Source organism: Kribbella ginsengisoli, assembly GCF_039537185.1.
GTDB classification, from domain to species: Bacteria; Actinomycetota; Actinomycetes; order Propionibacteriales; family Kribbellaceae; genus Kribbella; species Kribbella koreensis.
In genome coordinates this window covers 69,762-86,503 of sequence record NZ_BAABAA010000013.1, presented here as the reverse complement: position 1 = coordinate 86,503, position 16,742 = coordinate 69,762, and the positions used below count along the sequence as shown (strand labels likewise).

The following is a 16,742-nucleotide window of genomic DNA, read 5'->3' as shown; positions in this document are numbered from 1 at the left end:
TCGAACCTGCCGACCATCAACCGCGAGTCCGCCTGACGGCGCCAGGGCTGTTCTGTCGGGGGCCTAGGGGGTCTTCGGTGGGTGGGGTGGGGGAGCGGCGGGTGGTGTTGGTCAGGGAGCGTTCGGGGAGCCAGAGGATGAAGGTGGAGCCGGTGCCTAGTTCGGAGTGGAGGGCGACCGTGCCGCCATGGGATTCGACTATCTGGCGGACGATGGCCAGGCCTAGGCCGGCTCGGCGTTGGTTGGTTGAGGGGCCGCTGGACGGGTCGACCAGGGGGACGGTGGCGGGGGGTTGGCGTTGGCCGGAGCGGAAGAAGCGGTCGAAGACTCGGTCGGTGTCTTCGTCGGCGATGCCGGGTCCTTCGTCTCGTACGGCGATCCAGGCCCAGCCGTTGCGGCTGCCGACGGCCAGGACGAGTTCGCTGCCACCGCGGGCCAGCCGGACAGCATTGGAGAGCAGGTTGTCGACCGCCCGGCGCAGCGCTTGGGCATCACCAGCAGCGATGGGTCCAGGCGACAATCGGCGTACCAACCGGAGCTCTCGATCAGCAGCGAGCAGCGCATACTCCTCCGCGGCCTCGCCGGCGATCGCGGCCAGATCCACGTCCGCGTCCACGAAGGCCGGTGACGACCGCCGCGCAGACGCCAGCAGGTCCTCGACGAGCCGAGTCATCCGCTGGATCGCGCGTGAGACGATCGCCGTCGCCTGGGCACGGTCCTCGGAGGGAGTGTCGTCGTGGGCCAGTACTGCGTCCACGTTGGCCTGGATCACCGCCAACGGGTTCCGCAGTTCGTGCGACGCGTCGTCGACCAGTTGCCGTTGCGCGACGAAGGCGGACTCCAGCCGTTCGAGCATGTCGTCGACGGTGTCGGCGAGATTGCGCAACTCGTCCTGCGGCCCGTCCATCGCGATCCGCCGGGACAGATCGGTCGCCGAGATGTCGCGCGCGGTCGCGGTGATCCGTCGTACCGGCTTCAAAGCGCGACCCGAGAGCCACCATCCGGTACCAAGGCTGAACAGCAGCAGGACGCCCATACCGGCCGCCGAGTAGGTCTTGAGTGTTTCGAGGGTCTTGTAGTTCACCGCCGACTGGACGCTGGCGATGTCAGCGGCCTGGATCGGTTCGCCAGGCTTGAACTTCAGGTGCCCTTCCTTGTCGTAGTAGGACTTCTTGACGGTGATCGGATCCAGCGGTTGCGGATCGAGGTACGCCGACAAGGCGAAGTACAGACCTCCGAGGACCAGAGCCGAGAGCCCGATCAGCACCGCGGAGTAGGTCAGCGTCAAGCGGAAGCGGATCGTCTGGGTCCACGCCGGCCTGGTCATGTGTCACCCCGAAGCCGGTACCCGCGCCCGATCACCGTTTCCAGCAAGGCTTCCTCGCCCTCCAGCGTGAGCTTGCGCCGCAGCGTCCCGACCGTCACCCGGACGCTCTGCGTGAACGGATCCGCGTTCTCGTCCCAGACATGCTCGAGCAGTTCCTCGGCCGACACCACATGCCCCGGCCGCGACATCAGATACCGCAGTACGCCGAACTCCTTCAGTGTCAGCGGAAGCTCCCGCCCAGCACGGCTCGCCAGATGACGCGAACTGTCCAGCACGAGATCGCCGACATGCAACTGCGTCGTCCCATTGGTCACGTCCCGCCGCAGCAACGCGCGGATGCGAGCGAGCAGTTCGACGAGCGCGAATGGCTTGGTCAAGTAGTCATCGGCGCCCTCGTCCAGCCCCCGCACCCGATCGGCGAGCGAGGCGCGCGCGGTCAGCATCAGCACCCGCAATTCGCGTCCGGACGCGACCTCGATCTCACCCCGGCGTACCGCGCGGCACAGGTCGAGGCCGCTTGTGTCCGGCAGGGTGATGTCGAGGATCGCCAGGTCGTACGGCGTGGTCGCGAGCTTCTCGACCGCCTCGGCGCCGGTCAGCGCCGCATCCACCGCATAGCCCGCCCGGCCGAGTCCCGAGCGCAGCGCGCTGACCAGGCCTTCCTCGTCCTCCACCACCAGTAGTCGCACGACTCAAAGGTAGCGGCGCGGGCGGGGAGAGCCGGTAGGCGCTTTCGGCGGACTTTCGGTCTGCTTTCCGGTCGTTTTCGGGGCGGCCTGATGAATTGGTGCCCACCATCCGAACGTGAAGGAGTCAGCATGAATCTCCCCGGCAAGCGCCTCCTGCTCGGTACTGCGATCGCTGCGGCCGCGTTGGGCGCAGGCGGCGTCGCGTACGCCGCGGGCAACGACCCAGCCCCCGACCAGGGCTACGTGACCGTCGAAGAAGGCCCCGGTACGCCGAGTAGCACGCACGACTGTCCTGACAAGAACGGCTCTGGTACCGCTCAACCCGAGCAGAGCCAGGCGAACCCGCAGAGCAACGCATGACCGCAGTGCTGGAGCGGGCGCTCTTCGAGGTGAAGCGGGTCGTCGTCGGGCAGGACCAGCTGGTGGAGCGGATGCTCGTCGGATTGCTTGCTCGCGGCCACTGTCTCCTGGAAGGCGTACCGGGCGTCGCCAAGACCCTGGCCGTCCGCACCCTGGCGGAGGTGATCGGCGGCCGCTTCGCCCGACTGCAGTTCACCCCTGACCTCGTACCCGGCGACATGGTCGGCACCCGGATCTGGCGGCCGTCCGCGGAAGGCTTCGACACCGAGCTAGGTCCCATCTTCGCCAACCTCGTACTAGCCGACGAGATCAACCGCGCGCCCGCCAAGGTGCAGTCGGCGCTGCTGGAGGCGATGGCCGAGAACCAGGTCAGCATCGGCGGCGTCAGCTACCCGTTGCCTGCGCCTTTCCTTGTCCTAGCGACGCAGAACCCGATCGAGTCCGAGGGCGTCTACGCGTTGCCCGAAGCGCAGCGGGACCGGTTCCTGCTCAAGATCACCGTCGACTACCCGACGCCGCTGGAGGAACTCACGATCCTGCAGCGGATGAGTTCGCATCGGCCGCATGCCAACGCGGTGCTGACGCCGGCGATCGTGAGCGAGTTGCAGGAGGCGACGGAAGACGTCTTCGTGCACAATGCCGTCGCGGAGTACGTCGTCCGGCTGGTGCACGCGACGCGGGTGCCGGCGCAGTACGGGATCAATGATCTTGGCGGCGTACTGGAGTTCGGCGTGAGTCCGCGGGCGACGCTGGGGCTGGTTGCGGCGGGTCGGGCGCTGGCGTTGTTGCGGGGGCGGGATTACGTACTGCCTGCTGATGTGTACGACGTGGCGCATGACGTGATGGCGCATCGGCTGGTGCTGACGTTCGACGCGCTTGCCGATGGGGTCGATCCGCGGGCGGTGGTGTCGCGGGTGCTGCAGGCGATCGAGCAGCCTCACGTCGTACCGGCTGATCAGCAGGGCTCCGCGGCATGACAGGTCCTGACCTGCTCGCCGGGCGGGAGCGGGCGCTCCGCTCGCTCGAGCTATCGGTGAAGCGGAAGCTGGAAGGCTTCCTGCACGGCGAGATCACCGGCCTGCGGAGCGGCCCGGGCTCCGAGCCGAACGAGGCACGTCCGTACCAGGCCGGCCAGGACGACGTCCGCCGGATGGACTGGAACGTCACCGCCCGCTCCCTCGAACCGCACGTCCGAGCCCCCCTCGCCGAACGCGAACTGGAGACCTGGGCCCTCGTCGACGCCTCGGCTTCCATGGACTTCGGTACTGCGCTGTCGGAGAAGCGCGACCTGGCCGTAGCCATCGTAGGCGCCGTAGGCCTCCTGGCAGACCGCCCCGGCAACCGCCTCGGCGTAAGAGTTGCCCTCGGCAATGAAGTCCGAAGAATCCCCGACGTAGGAGGCGGCCCCGCGCTCCGCCGTACCCTCCGCACCCTGCTCTCGTTGCCGCGAGCAACTCCAGGAGAACATCCCCAAACGGACTTGGCGCACGCGATCACTCGCCTCAACCGCGAACACCCTCGCCCCGGCCTGAGAGTCGTCATCTCCGACTTCCACACCGCACCCTGGCAAGCCGCTCACCCCGCCAGCGCCGGCTGGGCTGACGCTCTGCGGCGTCTCGGCGCCCGGCACGAGGTGATCGCCGTCGAAGTTCTCGACCCCCGCGAGCTGGAGTTGCCGGAAGTCGGCCTACTCACCCTCGTCGACCCGGAGACGGGGCGGCGACGGGAGGTGCAGACCAGCAAGCGCAGGTTGCGGGAGCGGTATGCCGCGGCGATGCGTGAGCACCGGGAGCAGACCGCCCAGGCTATCCGCGCGGCAGGCGCAGCCCATCTCGTCCTGCGCACGGACACCGACTGGGTGCGTGATGTCGCTGCGTTCGCGACCGCGCGGAGGCGGGCCGATACCCGGCGAACACCGAGAGGGAGGACCGGAATCCGATGAAGTTCGAGCAACCGCTGTGGCTCTGGCTGCTGCTGATCGTCGCTGCGCTCGTCGTCGCCTACGTCGTAGCGCAACGCCGCCGCAGCAAGTACGCCGTACGCTTCGCGACCCTCCCCATGCTCGAGAAGGTCGCCCCGAAGAGCCCGGGCTGGCGCCGCCACGCACCCGCCCTCGCCTTCCTCGCCGCCCTGACCGTGCTCACGATCGCGATCGCCCGCCCGGTCACCGACGTCCGGGTACCGCGCGAACGCGCCACCGTCGTCGTAGCGATGGACATCTCCAACTCGATGGCCGCCACCGACGTCGAGCCCAACCGCTTCGAGGTGGCCAAGAGCGCCGCGACCGACTTCGTCGACAACCTCCCCAAGCAGTTCAACGTCGGCCTGGTCTCCTTCGCCCGTACTGCGAACGTCGTCACCCGACCAAGCACCAACCACCAGGCAACCGTCGACGCGCTCAACCGCCTCACTCTCACCGACAGCACCGCGATCGGCGAGGCCGTCCTGACCAGCCTCGACGCCGTGAAGAACCTCGACGCCGACGCGGCCACCGACCCGCCTCCGACCCGGATCGTGCTGCTGTCCGACGGTGGGAACACCTCCGGCCGCCCGATCGACGAGGCAGCGCAGGCTGCGGCGCAGGCCGGCGTACCGGTCTCCACGATCGCCTACGGCACTGCAGAGGGCACCGTGAACCTCGACGGCCGCAACGTACCGGTCCCTGCCGACGCCGACTCGCTGCGCGAGCTGGCCGACGCCACCAAAGGTTCCTTCTACTCCGCGGAGAGCGACGAGGAACTGCGCTCCGTCTACTCCGATCTCCAGTCGTCGATCGGCTGGACCACCGAGGAACGCGAGATCACCAATCTGGTGGCGGGTATCGCCCTGGCGGTCGCACTGCTGGCCGGCCTGGCGTCGCTGCTCTGGTTCTCGCGGCTGCCCTAAGGAGCCCTCGCATGAGCCCTCATCTAGGTCACCCCTTCCGCGGGCCGCACTACCAGCCCGGCCCACCGCCCGTAGCGCCTCCCGCTGCACCCCCACCGGGCGTCCCCTTCCCCGTCACCCCGGCCGCCGCCGTCCAGTCGGCACCCCCCTCTCCGGCCGCGGCACCTCCGGCCGGGGTGACGGTTCAACCCCCTGTACGCCGTACTGGCCGCGTACTAGCCACTGGAATAGCCCTGTCCGTTCTGGCGGGCGGTCTAGCGGGTGCTGTGACGGGGGGTTGGGGTGACTCGCCATCGGCGGTAGCGCCGGTCGAGTTGCCGCAGGCGGGAGCACCGTCGCCCGGTGCTCAGCAGGGGTCGATCACTACCGCTGCAGCGAGCGTGTTGCCGGGCGTCGTGTCGGTACGGGCCGGCCGGGCGACCGGTTCCGGGTTCGCGATCGACCAGCAAGGGCACGTGGTCACGAACGCCCATGTGGTGGAGGGAGCGAGCGATGTGTCACTGGTCCTGTCCACCGGCCGATCGGTGGACGCGAGCATCATCGGCGTCGACGCGGACAACGACCTCGCCGTACTCCAGGTCAGCGGCAACGTCGAGGGACTGCGGTCGCTCACGCTCGGCCGGTCCTCGCAGCTCCAGGTGGGCGACCCGGTACTGGCGGTCGGCTCACCGCTCGGGCTGGAAGGAACGGTGACGGCCGGAATCGTCAGCGCCGTCAACCGGCAGGCCCGGTTCGGTGACAACGGCAACCGGCAGTCGGCGATCCAGACCGACGCCGCGATCAACCCCGGCAACTCGGGCGGCCCGCTGGTCAACTCGGCCGGTCAGGTGGTCGGCGTCAACACCGCCATCGCGACGCTGGGCACGTCGTCCCGCTCCGGCAACATCGGCATCGGCTTCGCGATCCCGGTCGACCGGATGACGACGATCGTGAAGGGTCTCATCGACTGAGTTTCCGTCGAACGCGAAAGCGGCGTCCGTAGTACCGGGTCCCGCCGGCACTACGGACCCCGCCTGATCGTTCAGCGCGTCACTTCGCGAAGGTGATGCTGACCACCGGGCTGATCGTGCTCGAGGAGACCACCCGGAACTTGTTCACACCGGCGCGGCCGCTGGCGACCTTGACGGCGTAGGTGGCCTTCGAGGTCACCTTGGTGGTGGCCGGGAAGTTGACCCACTTGGTGCCCTCGAGGCGCTGGACCTGGACGACGGAGTTCGCCTTGATACCGGTGGTCTTGCCGCTCAGCGTCACCTTCGCCCACAGCGGCACGTAGGTGCCGTTCGTGGCGATGGTGATCTTCTTCGCGACGACCGGCTGGGCGGCGACGGTGTTCTGGCCGGTGGTGGACGCGTTCGCCTGCAGCGCGCCGGCGACCCCCACGGCGCCGGCGGCGAGACCGAGGCCTCCGACGACGGCGACGACCCGGCGGACCAGCTGAGAACGGTTGCGCATGATGGTGATCTCCCCTTGATTTCAAGCTTTTCTGAGCCCTTGTGAGCTCGACACAGACTGAGACGCGGGCCCCGGGGAAATAGTTGGATCACAGCTCTGTTACAGCTTTTTGTTGCCCTCGGCTACAACTGTCCGGAGATCGGGGCCGGCCCCGGATCCTCGCCGTCGGCGTGCCGGCGGACCCAGTCGTCGAGATCCTCCGCCGCCTCTTCCGGTGCCTCCGGCAACCGCCAGCTCATCGGCGCGGCGGGCCCGCCGTGGGGACGGCTGGTGAAGGCGTGCACGGTGGCGGCGTACCTCTCGGCGGCCCGCAGTACCTCCTGCGCCCGGGCGAGCGGATCGCCCTCGACGGTCACGGCGGCGCGTGCCGACTCCGCCAGTTGGCAGGCCTCCCAGGCGATCGCGAGCCGGGCCAGCGAGTCGTCGGTGATCATGAGGTGATCACGAAGTACCCGACGGTCATCGCCGCGGCGGACGCCACCACGATGCCGCGGATTGTGCGGGTGGACAGCTGACGGGCGATGGTGGCTCCGCCGAAGCCGCCGATGATCGCGCCGGTGAACATCAGTACCAGTTTGAGCCACTCGGTGAGGATGTCCGAGGCGACCAGGAAGACGGCGCCCGCGGTCAGGTAGATGGCGGCCATCTGGGACATCCGCAGCGGATTGAGCCGGCCCGGATCGATGCTCGCGGCAACGCTCCAGAAGGCGACCATCATCAGCCCGGACGCGCCGCCGAAGTAGCCGCCGTACAGGGAGAGCAGCAGTTGGCCGGCCACGATCGTCGGCCGCCCGGCGACCCGGGTGCGCAGCGACTTGGCGATCTTGCGGCCGAAGGCCAGCACGAACGTGGCGAACGCGAGCAGCCAGGGGACGAGCGCGTCGAAGGACTCGGACGGAAGGGTGAGCAGCAGGCCGGCGCCGAACGCGCCGCCGATCACGCTGGTCCAGGTCAGTACCGGGATCGATGTACTGGGAATCGGCTCGAGGTCGCGACGGTAGACCCAGAGGCTGGCCAGCCCGCCAGGCAGTAGTGCGACGGTCGTTGCCGCGTTGGCGGTGACCGCGCCGACCCCGACCGCGACGAGCGCTGGGAACGCGACGAAGCTCCCGCCACCGCCGACCGAGTTGAGCGCGCCTGCTGCGATCCCGGCGAGCAGGACGATCAGCAGCGTGGTCACGTACCGAGCATCGGGGAGCCGGGGTAAGGAGCACAATGCGTTTTTGCCTCAGTCAGCCTCTGTGTGAAGCATAGTCTGCCCTTATGCGCTATGACCTGGACGACCTGCGGTTGTTTGTCCACGTGGTGGACCAAGGCTCGATCACGGCCGGAGCAGTGCAGATGCACCTGAGTCTGCCTTCGGCCAGCGCGCGGGTCAGGGCTCTGGAGACCCACGCCGGGGTCCCGCTGCTGGTCCGCGAACGGCGTGGGGTGCGGCCGACTCCCGCCGGTACTACGCTCGCTCGCCACGCGCGCGAAGTACTGGCTCAAACGGCCCGCCTGGACAGTGCCGTCGCCAGCTACACCGCTGCCCGCTCCCGCCCACTAGTCCTGGTCTCCGGCGGCTCAGCCATGCACCGGGTGGTCCCGGCAGCGCTGGCGTCCTTCCTACGCGAGTACCCCGAGCACGATGTCACCGTCTCCGAGCAACGCACCCCACGCTCCCTCCGCCTCCTAGCTGAAGGCAAAGCCGACCTAGGCATAGTCCTGGACGACGACGAAACCACCGGCACCACCCTGCGCACCGAACCCCTGGTCGACGACTCCCTGGTAGTCATCGGCCCCGCAGGCGGCCTCCTCAGCGGCCGCCCCACGATGTCGTACGCCGAAGTCGCCGAGCACCCCATGATCGGCCTGGACCTAGGCTCCACCCTCCGCACCTGGATGGACCGCCGCCTGGGCCCGCACGCCCCGGCCCCGCGCTACCGGACCCTGGTTCCAACCCTCCACACCCTCATCACCCTCGCCACCGCAGGCGTAGGCCTGGCCATCGCCCCCCTCCGCTCAGTAGCCGGCAACCCCGCCCTAGACATCTGCCCCCTAACAGACCCCTGGGCCACCCGCTCCCACCTCATTTGCTACGCCCCCACCCCGCCCACCCCAGCCATAACCGCCCTAGCCACCCACATCCGCCAAGCCGCCACCACCTGACCGCCTAGCCGCCCCTCGACCGCCTAGCCGTCACCACCCGAGCTCCGCCGCTCCCTGCGACGCTGCTTCCACACCGCCCGCCACTCCTTCTCCGGCACCAACCGCGCCGCCCCGATCACCTGCCCAACCGCTTCCACCTGATCCCCGTCCAACCGCACAGCGATCGACCGCCCCTCATCAGACAAAGACACGAGCTCACCCACCTCACCCCAAACCCCAGCGTCATAAGCCCAAGGCGCAAACATCACAAACGCCTCCCACGTCTCCTCGTTGCCGCCCGCCGCCGCATCGGCCCGCACTAAGCCGGTCTGCGCGTACCCACCCTTCTCCACCCGCCCAGTCCGCCCGGCGACTCCCCGCAGCACCTCAGCCGCCGCCGCAACCTCCACAGGCCACTCGCCATCAGCAACCGGTATATCGGTCTCGTACTTGGCGACTCCTGCTCGTACCACCCTTAAAACCAGCCGGCACACCTCGACCAGCTCGGCGTGGTCCCACCCATCGCTGTCCACTACGTAGCTCTGCTGGACCTTCACGCCACTAGTATCCGTCCATCTCTTGTAGAGCAGCGGGGGGAACGCATGGCCTTCAGAGCCATCGGGAACGGTGTGTTTCTGGCCGTGTGTGTGGTCGTCCTGGCTGAGATGTGCCTGCTTGCCGTCTACGACGAGTTCTCCTCCATCCCGGACCAAGTCGCCGTGATCATCTCCATCGCGGTCGGCGTGCTGATCCTCTGGCGCTTCGCCCGCGTCGGCGTCGCCGCCACCCCCACCGGCCTCAAACTCCTCAACCTCGGCCGCGACGAACTCATCCCGTGGACCGCCATCGCCGACATCAGACTCGACGAGGGCGAGGCCTCCCTGGGCGCCACCGCAATCCCGTACGTCGAACTCGCCGACCCTCCTTCGCCCGAAGAGCCCGGCGTCCTCCTGTCCTGCCTGTCCGGCTACACCTTCCGCGGCCGCAACCGCCGAGTCACCCGCCAAACCGCCAAACTCCGCCAGCATTGGCTCGACCACCAAGCCCACTGACACGACCCGGTGCTGACCTTCAGCGCGCGCGTGGACCCCGAAACACCTGCTTGGCAAGCGGATCCGGCATTACTGCAACTTGTTGCAATTCGGGTAACGGGACGGAACGGCGGGCGATGTAGCGAGCGCTGACCCGCATGGCGATCGTCCGTCGTCGTGCTGTCCCAGGTCGGCGTGAGGCAGCAGGAGTCGCCGTGAAGTTTCTAGTGGATCGTTCTGAGCGTTCTCGCGGGCAGAAAACCCCTCGGGTCGTGGCCGCGCTGGTGTCGTTGGCGCTCCTCGCGACCGCCCTGGAAGGCCATCAACCCGCCGAGGCCGCGCCCACGGCGGATCAGCCGCCGCCCGCGGCCAAGGTCGCTTCGCGCCCGGATGTGATCTCTGCCTCGGTCACGGCGCGGGCGCAGGGCAGTCGCGTCGAGGTCGAGTCGATGCGGACCGAGACATCCACGACGTGGTCGAACCCTGACGGGACCATGACGACGGATGCGCACGCCGTGCCGATCCGCTTCAAGACGGCGAAGGGTGCGTGGCAGTCGATCAACCTGACGCTGCAGAAGGCTGCTGACGGCACGGTCGCCCCGCGTGGCCACGAGCACGGTCTGCGGTTGGGCAAGCGCAACGCGGCGACCGGCCAGGTCTTCGCGTCGGCATCGTCCGGTACCGGCCGTCAGGTGGAGTGGCTGTCGCCGTGGAAGCTTCCCGAGCCGACGCTGGACGGTACGAAGGCGACGTACGCCGACGTGCAACCAGGCGTCGACCTCGTCCTGGACGCCCGGCGTAGCGGTTTCGAGAACGACTTCATCGTCAAGCAGCGCCCGGCGACCGCGCCGGTGTGGCGGATTCCCTTGCGGACAAAGGGTTTGACGCCGCGGACGGCGGCTGACGGCTCGATCGAGTTCGTCGACGCGAAGGACGTCGTACGGTCGAAGATCCCGGTCGGCTTCATGTGGGACGCGACATCCGATGGCGGGCAGGGCGCCCAGTCGGTCGTGAAGGTGACCGTCGAGCAGATCTCGCGCGGCAAGGCGACGCTGGTGATCGCGCCGGACGCGAAGTGGTTCCTCGACCCGTCGCGGGTGTTCCCGGTGACGGTCGACCCGACCTATGTGACCGGCACGTTGAAGTCGACCTTCGACACCTGGTTGCAGTCCGGCGAGCTGAACGACCAGTCCAACGCGGTCGACCTGCGCGTGGGCAAGAACGGTTCGGCGACCGTCGCCCGTTCCTACATGAACTTCGCGACCTCGACCTTCGCCGGCAAGGACATCTTGTCCGCGTCGATATCGCTGTGGCAGTACGGCGCCAACACTTGTACACCGACGGTCGTGCAACTGCGCTCGGCAACACCGACCACGCCTGATTCCCGCTGGCCAACGCGGCCGGTGGACGGCGCGGTCTACGGCTCGGTGTCAGCTGCGAAGGGCGCCACCGGCTGCCCGGGCGGCCGGATCTCGATCCCGATGACCGGCCTGGCCCAGGCCTGGTCCACCGCGTCCTACCCGACCGGCGGCCTGGCACTGACCGCAGCCAACGAGGCCGACGGCACGTCGTACAAGCGCTTCTACTCCTTCGCCGGCATCGCCGACCCGTACGTGACGATGACCTGGAACCGCCGCCCTGGCCAGCCGTCGCTGCCGGCGTACTCGTCCGCGGTCGCCTACGCCGCCCCCGGCGGCACCAGCGCCCTGTACTCCCCGTACCTGAACCCCTGGGCAATCACCAAGGCATCCGATGCCGACGGCAACACCGTCAAGTACGTGATCGAGTTCCACGACTCCACCACCGTCTCGGCATCCAGCCTGAAGGCAACCTGTACGTCGGCCACCTACGCCTCCGGCACGACCGGCGGCTGCAAGCCGTCCGTCAACCTGCCCGAGAACACCCTTATCTACGTCCGGGCCAAGTCCAACGACGGCCGCCTCGACTCCGCCTGGTCGGCCTGGAGCCAGCTGCGTATCGGCGCCACCCAGCCCCAGGCCCCGATCATCTCCTGCCCCCAGCCCTACGCCATCAACTCCTGGCAAGACGACGCCCCGACCGCCGACGTGGTCTGCACGGTGACTGCGACCGGCACCGGCTACTCCTCACCCGGCTACATCCGCCTCACCGTCGACGGCAAGCCGGTCCCGACGAACTTCACCGGCGGCGCCGCCGGCCAGATCAAGATCACGCCGTCCAGCGACCCCGCCACCGCCAAGACCACCGTCACCCTCCCCAAGGACGTCCAAGGGCTGCACCGGATCACGGCCACGGCCGAGTCCCCGGCAGGCCGGTTGTCCGGCGCTGCGGCGTACAGCTTCGGCTGGGGCGGCTCCGCGCTTGCCTCGCCGACCGCCGACCCGCGCATCACCACCACCGGCGCCATCAAGATCGATGCCTCCGGCCCGCCCCGCGGCGCGGCCGACATGCCCACCGCCAAAGTCCGCTGGCGCCTCTCCGGCTACGCCAAAGACGGCCAACACGACACCGTCGGCTGGAACGTCGACGACACCCCGCTGACCGTCACCGACAACGGCACCGCCGGAGTCGCGGTCACCGGGATCTGGGACTCCAACAACGCCAAGATCGACGCCAACGTCGACTCCGACCCCTCCACCCCGGCGATCGAGCCCACCACCCTCAACGACCGTGTCCCGGTCAAACTCGACGTCCAGGTCTGCATCACCTACGCCTCGTCGAGCCAATGCACCTGGTCCCAAACCCCCAACACCACGATCCAACGCGTCCCCCATGCCTTCGGCAACGGATTCCCCACCGCCGAAGCAGGCCCCGGCCAGGTCGCGCTCTGGACCGGTGAGTTCAACACCGACACCACCGACATCTCCGTCCCCGGCTACACCGGCGACCTCTCGATCTCCCGCTCACACTCCACGTACGCCGGTACGCCCGACCCGATCAACGGCGTCTTCGGCCCCGGCTGGGTCGCCCACTTCGACGGCGCCGACGCGGGCGCCGGCGGAGTACGGGTGGTTGACTCGTCGCGCGTCGACGGCACGATCTCGCTGACCGACGGCGATGGCACCGGGCTGGTGTTCGAGTCGCCGAACGGCCAGCGGCGTACGGGTGCATCGTTGGCAGCCGGTACCTGGGTCCCGGCCGACGAGGACACCGAACTGGACGGCTCGAAGCTCACCGTCACCGGCACCGCCACGGCGCCGATCCTCACCTACACCGAGGACGACGGCACCGTCACCACCTGGACCACCGACACCGCACCGACGCCTTCGACACCGGCGTTCTTCAAGCCTGGAACGGTCTACGAGCCCGGGATCACGGCGAAGACCACCTACTCGTACGACGCCAGTGGTCACGTCAGCCGCATCCTGGCCCCGACGCCGCCGGGCGTGAACTGCATCAGCTCACTGGTTGCGGGTTGCCGCGCCCTGCACTTCGTCTACACCACGATCAACGGCGAGACCCGGCTGTCGGAGGGCTGGCTGGACATCTACAACCCGGACCGCGCCAGTGGACCGGGGATGGATTCGATCAAGGTCGCGGCGTACACGTACGACGCGAGCGGCCGGCTGATCAAGGTCACCGACCCGCGGTCCAACCTGTCCACGGAGTACGGCTACAACTCGCTGAACCACCTGACCTCGGTCAAGGCAGCCGGCCAGCTCCCGATCCAGTTGAACTACGTCACCGTCGATCAGCGCGAAAAGCTCGACACGGTCAAGCGTGATCGCCCGGCCGGGGACCCGACCGGTGGTACGGCGACGCTGGCGAAGTTCGTGTACGACGTACCGCTGTCAGGCACGGGTCTGCCTGATCTGTCGGCCACCTCGGTGGCTCGATGGAACCAGAAGGCGACGCCGACGAACGGGTACGCCGTTTTCGGTCCGGATCATCCGTTGGCGGGCGCGCCTGGTGCCGACGACTGGCAGTACGCCGATCTGCAGTACACCGACGCGTCGGGGTACACGGTCAACAGTGCGAAGTACGGCGCGGGTGACTGGCAGTACAACTCGACCGACTACAACGAGCAGGGCAACACCGTTCGCGAGCTCGACGAGCGGGCGATCCGCTCGGTGATCGACGGCGCGATCCCGGCCGGCGCGTCGGTCGACCAGGTCGCTTCGCTGACCGTCTACAACGGCGACATCAAGAACGCGGCCGGCGACGCCGTCGTGACCCCGGCGGGCACCCTGGTGACCGACACCTACGGTCCGTCGCGCTTCGCGGTACTGAAGGACGGCACGCGTCGCTGGGTCCGGGTGCACAGTCACAGCAGCTTCGACGAAGGCGCCCCGAACGCGGGGATCAACCCGGACACGACCCTGCCGTACCGACTGGCCACCAAGTCGACGTCGTACGCCCATGACCCGGGTACCGGCACCGACCTGGAGATGACGGCACAGTCGCTCACCGACTACGGACCACCGGTACCGGGCGACGCCTCCGGCTGGGCGCTCGGCCAGGCCGGCAAGACGATCACCGACGTCGACTTCGACGGCACCAACAGCACCGGCGACATCGTCAAGGTGACCCGCTTCGACGCCGAGGGCCGCACGATCGAGACCCGCCAGCCGGGCTCGAACGGAGCGGACGCCGGTACGACGAAGACCGTGTACTACACGGCGGCCGCCAACGCGTCCGTGCCCGCATGCGGCGGGAAGGCTCAATGGGCAGGCCTGGTGTGCCAGACCGGCCCCGCGGCGCAGCCCACCTCCGGCGGCACCGCGACACCGACGTTGCCGACGACAACGACCGCCGACTTCAACTACCTGCTGGCACCGAAGACCGTGACCGAGACCTCGGGCGCGGTGACGCGGACCGCCACCACGACGTACCTGCTCGATGGTCGCGTCGACACGACCAAGACCACGGTCGCCGGGCTGGCGGGTTCGACCCCGAACACCAGCAAGACCACCACGTACGACCCGGTCTCGGGCCAGGCGACTGTGGTCACAGCTAAGAACGCCGACGGGACCACCGCCGGCACGATCACCACCGGCTATGACACTTGGGGCCGCCAAACGACGTACCAGCCGTCTGGTGAACAGGCCACGACGACCGTGTACGACGCTGCCGGCTCGGTCGCGACCGTGACGGACGCGAACGGCTCGACCCGCTACACCTACGACGGCACCGACGCGGCCGGCAAGACCGAGCGCCGAGGCGTCGCCACCAAGGTCGAGGTCACCACGGCCGGCTCCACCTGGTCGTCCACCGGCGCGTACGACGCCGACGGCTCGATGACGGTCCAGAAGCTGCCCGGTGGCATCACGCAGTACAACGACCTCGACAACGTCGGCGAACCGATCGGCCTGCGTTACACCGGCCAGGTCACCAACATCAACGACGACGGCTCCACCACCATCGACCCGAACGGCCCCTGGCTGTCCTGGTCGCTGGACAACGACGTCAACGGCCGAGTAGCCCACGAATGGACCCCCGACGGCTCCGCCTTCACCGGCGACACCGGCGACGCTCCTGGAGACGCCCTCGGCTACGACCGCAACTACACCTACGACAACGCCGGTCGCCTCACCAAGGTCCAAGACCGAACCGCCACCACCACCGGCACAGACGTCACAGACCCCAATGAACTCCCCGGCTGCGTCACCCGCTCCTACACCTTCGACCGCAACGACAACCGCCTAACCAAGGCGGTAGCCGCCCCAGCCGCCGACGGCTCCTGCACCACCACCGGCGCCGTCTCCACCACCCGAACCTTCGACACAGCCGACCGCCCCGTCACCGGTGCGAATGGTGTTGGCACCTACGCGTACGACGTACTGGGTCGCACCACCACGCTGCCCGCGTCAGACGCCCCACACCCAACTGACGGCAACATCACCCTGTCCTACTACGACAACGACCTAGCAAAGTCGATCACCCAAGGCCCCACCACCACGTCGTACACCCTCGACGCCCTGGACCGCCGCTCCACCGAATCCGTAACCACCAGCGGCACCACAACCAACACAATCCGCCACTACGCCGACACCTCCGACAACCCCACCTGGGTAACCCAAGGCACCACCACCCAACGCTACGCAGAACTAATCGGCGGCGACCTAAGCCTCACCGTCGACCAATCAGCCTCAGCAGATCTAACCCTCGCCAACCCCCACGGCGACGTGGTCACGACGGTCGACCTCCCAACAACCCTCACCCCAGCAACCAGCATTTCCGGTTGGAACGCGTACGACGAATACGGCAACGCCGCAGCAACCAACACCTCTCTGACCGGCGCCGTCGACTACGGCTGGCTAGGCGCCAAACAACGAGCCACCTCAGGCACCGGCCTTATTCTTATGGGCGTTCGCCTCTACAACTCGGTGACTGGTCTCTTCAGTTCCGTGGACCCGGTCGAGGGCGGCAACAGTAACGACTACACGTACCCGGCCGATCCGATCAATAGCGTTGATCTGACTGGTGAATGGAAATGTGGCTGGTGCGGCAGGGTGGCGAAGGTCGTGTCCACCATCAGTAGCGTGGCCGGATACGTACCGTTCTGCTCGTTCTGCTCTGCTTTCTCGGCGGCTACTGGCCTCCTCTCAGCCGGCCTCTACGCGGCCAACGGCGACTGGAAGGCGGCGGGAAAGCAGTTGGCCTCGACCGCATTGAATGTCGCGGTCGGTGGCGGGAAGTTCGCACGAGCGATGAAGGGCAGGCACCTCAAGATCGGCAAATATCGATCGAAGTGGCGCAAAGTCCGGCGCTTCGCGCGAGAGGGCGGCGCGGTCGGCGCCTTCAGGCGGCACGCCACCCGCCATGGCCGGAGCCGATTGTATGGTGTCTACTGGGAAGGCAAGGCGCACTTCGCCTTGAACGGATCGGGCATGGTCGACAGCTACCGAAGTCTCAGGAGGCACGGCCGTAAAAAGCACTGGTGGTGAG

At 68.1% G+C, this 16,742-nt stretch carries 14 protein-coding genes; 8 read left to right on the top strand and 6 right to left on the bottom strand.

Features of this window, described 5'->3' with window-relative positions:
- Positions 1-16: 16 nt before the first annotated feature.
- Both ABD768_RS33575 and ABD768_RS33570 read right to left on the bottom strand, forming a co-directional pair.
- A complete protein-coding gene (locus ABD768_RS33575; protein WP_344847587.1) occupies positions 17-1,327 on the bottom strand; it encodes a sensor histidine kinase in 1,311 nt (436 codons plus the stop codon).
- Positions 1,324-2,016 carry a response regulator transcription factor gene (locus tag ABD768_RS33570; protein ID WP_343968957.1) on the bottom strand — a complete coding sequence of 231 codons (693 nt, stop codon included), beginning with the start codon at positions 2,014-2,016 and terminating at the stop codon, positions 1,324-1,326. Before ABD768_RS33570 ends, ABD768_RS33575 begins: the two co-directional genes overlap by 4 nt.
- A 129-nt stretch (positions 2,017-2,145) precedes the next feature.
- Here ABD768_RS33570 and ABD768_RS33565 point away from each other — a divergent pair, with 129 nt between their 5' ends.
- The 5 genes from ABD768_RS33565 to ABD768_RS33545 all read left to right on the top strand — a co-directional run bounded on the left by ABD768_RS33565 (position 2,146) and on the right by ABD768_RS33545 (position 6,212).
- Positions 2,146-2,376 (top strand): hypothetical protein, encoded by a 231-nt coding sequence (locus ABD768_RS33565; RefSeq protein ID WP_343968955.1) that lies wholly within the window; start codon positions 2,146-2,148, stop codon positions 2,374-2,376.
- On the top strand, positions 2,373-3,353 hold the full coding sequence (locus tag ABD768_RS33560; RefSeq protein WP_344847584.1) for an AAA family ATPase: 981 nt from the start codon (positions 2,373-2,375) through the stop codon (positions 3,351-3,353). The genes ABD768_RS33565 and ABD768_RS33560 overlap by 4 nt, the downstream gene beginning before the upstream one ends.
- Positions 3,350-4,318, top strand: a complete 969-nt coding sequence (locus ABD768_RS33555; protein ID WP_344847582.1) for a DUF58 domain-containing protein — start codon at positions 3,350-3,352, stop codon at positions 4,316-4,318. The genes ABD768_RS33560 and ABD768_RS33555 overlap by 4 nt, the downstream gene beginning before the upstream one ends.
- Positions 4,315-5,262: a VWA domain-containing protein gene (locus tag ABD768_RS33550; RefSeq protein ID WP_344847580.1), complete on the top strand. Its 948-nt coding sequence runs from the start codon at positions 4,315-4,317 to the stop codon at positions 5,260-5,262. Before ABD768_RS33555 ends, ABD768_RS33550 begins: the two co-directional genes overlap by 4 nt.
- A 266-nt stretch (positions 5,263-5,528) precedes the next feature.
- Positions 5,529-6,212 (top strand): S1C family serine protease, encoded by a 684-nt coding sequence (locus ABD768_RS33545; RefSeq protein ID WP_343968947.1) that lies wholly within the window; start codon positions 5,529-5,531, stop codon positions 6,210-6,212.
- Positions 6,213-6,291: 79 nt separating this feature from the next.
- On the opposite strand, the gene ABD768_RS33540 is transcribed toward ABD768_RS33545, so the two are convergent.
- The 3 genes from ABD768_RS33540 to ABD768_RS33530 all read right to left on the bottom strand — a co-directional run bounded on the left by ABD768_RS33540 (position 6,292) and on the right by ABD768_RS33530 (position 7,894).
- On the bottom strand, positions 6,292-6,714 hold the full coding sequence (locus ABD768_RS33540) for a hypothetical protein (protein ID WP_343968945.1): 423 nt from the start codon (positions 6,712-6,714) through the stop codon (positions 6,292-6,294).
- 122 nt (positions 6,715-6,836) lie between these two features.
- A complete protein-coding gene (locus tag ABD768_RS33535; protein WP_343968943.1) occupies positions 6,837-7,148 on the bottom strand; it encodes a hypothetical protein in 312 nt (103 codons plus the stop codon).
- On the bottom strand, positions 7,145-7,894 hold the full coding sequence (locus ABD768_RS33530; protein WP_344847577.1) for a sulfite exporter TauE/SafE family protein: 750 nt from the start codon (positions 7,892-7,894) through the stop codon (positions 7,145-7,147). Before ABD768_RS33530 ends, ABD768_RS33535 begins: the two co-directional genes overlap by 4 nt.
- A gap of 83 nt (positions 7,895-7,977) precedes the next feature.
- Between ABD768_RS33530 and ABD768_RS33525 the strand changes: the two genes are divergently transcribed.
- Positions 7,978-8,865 (top strand): LysR family transcriptional regulator, encoded by an 888-nt coding sequence (locus ABD768_RS33525; protein ID WP_344847575.1) that lies wholly within the window; start codon positions 7,978-7,980, stop codon positions 8,863-8,865.
- Positions 8,866-8,888: 23 nt separating this feature from the next.
- On the opposite strand, the gene ABD768_RS33520 is transcribed toward ABD768_RS33525, so the two are convergent.
- On the bottom strand, positions 8,889-9,401 hold the full coding sequence (locus ABD768_RS33520; protein ID WP_344847567.1) for a hypothetical protein: 513 nt from the start codon (positions 9,399-9,401) through the stop codon (positions 8,889-8,891).
- A 45-nt stretch (positions 9,402-9,446) separates the two neighbouring features.
- Here ABD768_RS33520 and ABD768_RS33515 point away from each other — a divergent pair, with 45 nt between their 5' ends.
- Together ABD768_RS33515 and ABD768_RS33510 are read left to right on the top strand one after the other, a co-directional pair.
- Positions 9,447-9,896 carry a PH domain-containing protein gene (locus tag ABD768_RS33515; protein ID WP_344847564.1) on the top strand — a complete coding sequence of 150 codons (450 nt, stop codon included), beginning with the start codon at positions 9,447-9,449 and terminating at the stop codon, positions 9,894-9,896.
- A 194-nt stretch (positions 9,897-10,090) separates the two neighbouring features.
- Positions 10,091-16,741, top strand: coding sequence for an RHS repeat-associated core domain-containing protein (locus ABD768_RS33510; protein WP_344847562.1), 6,651 nt, complete (start codon positions 10,091-10,093; stop codon positions 16,739-16,741).
- Position 16,742 lies beyond the last annotated feature (1 nt).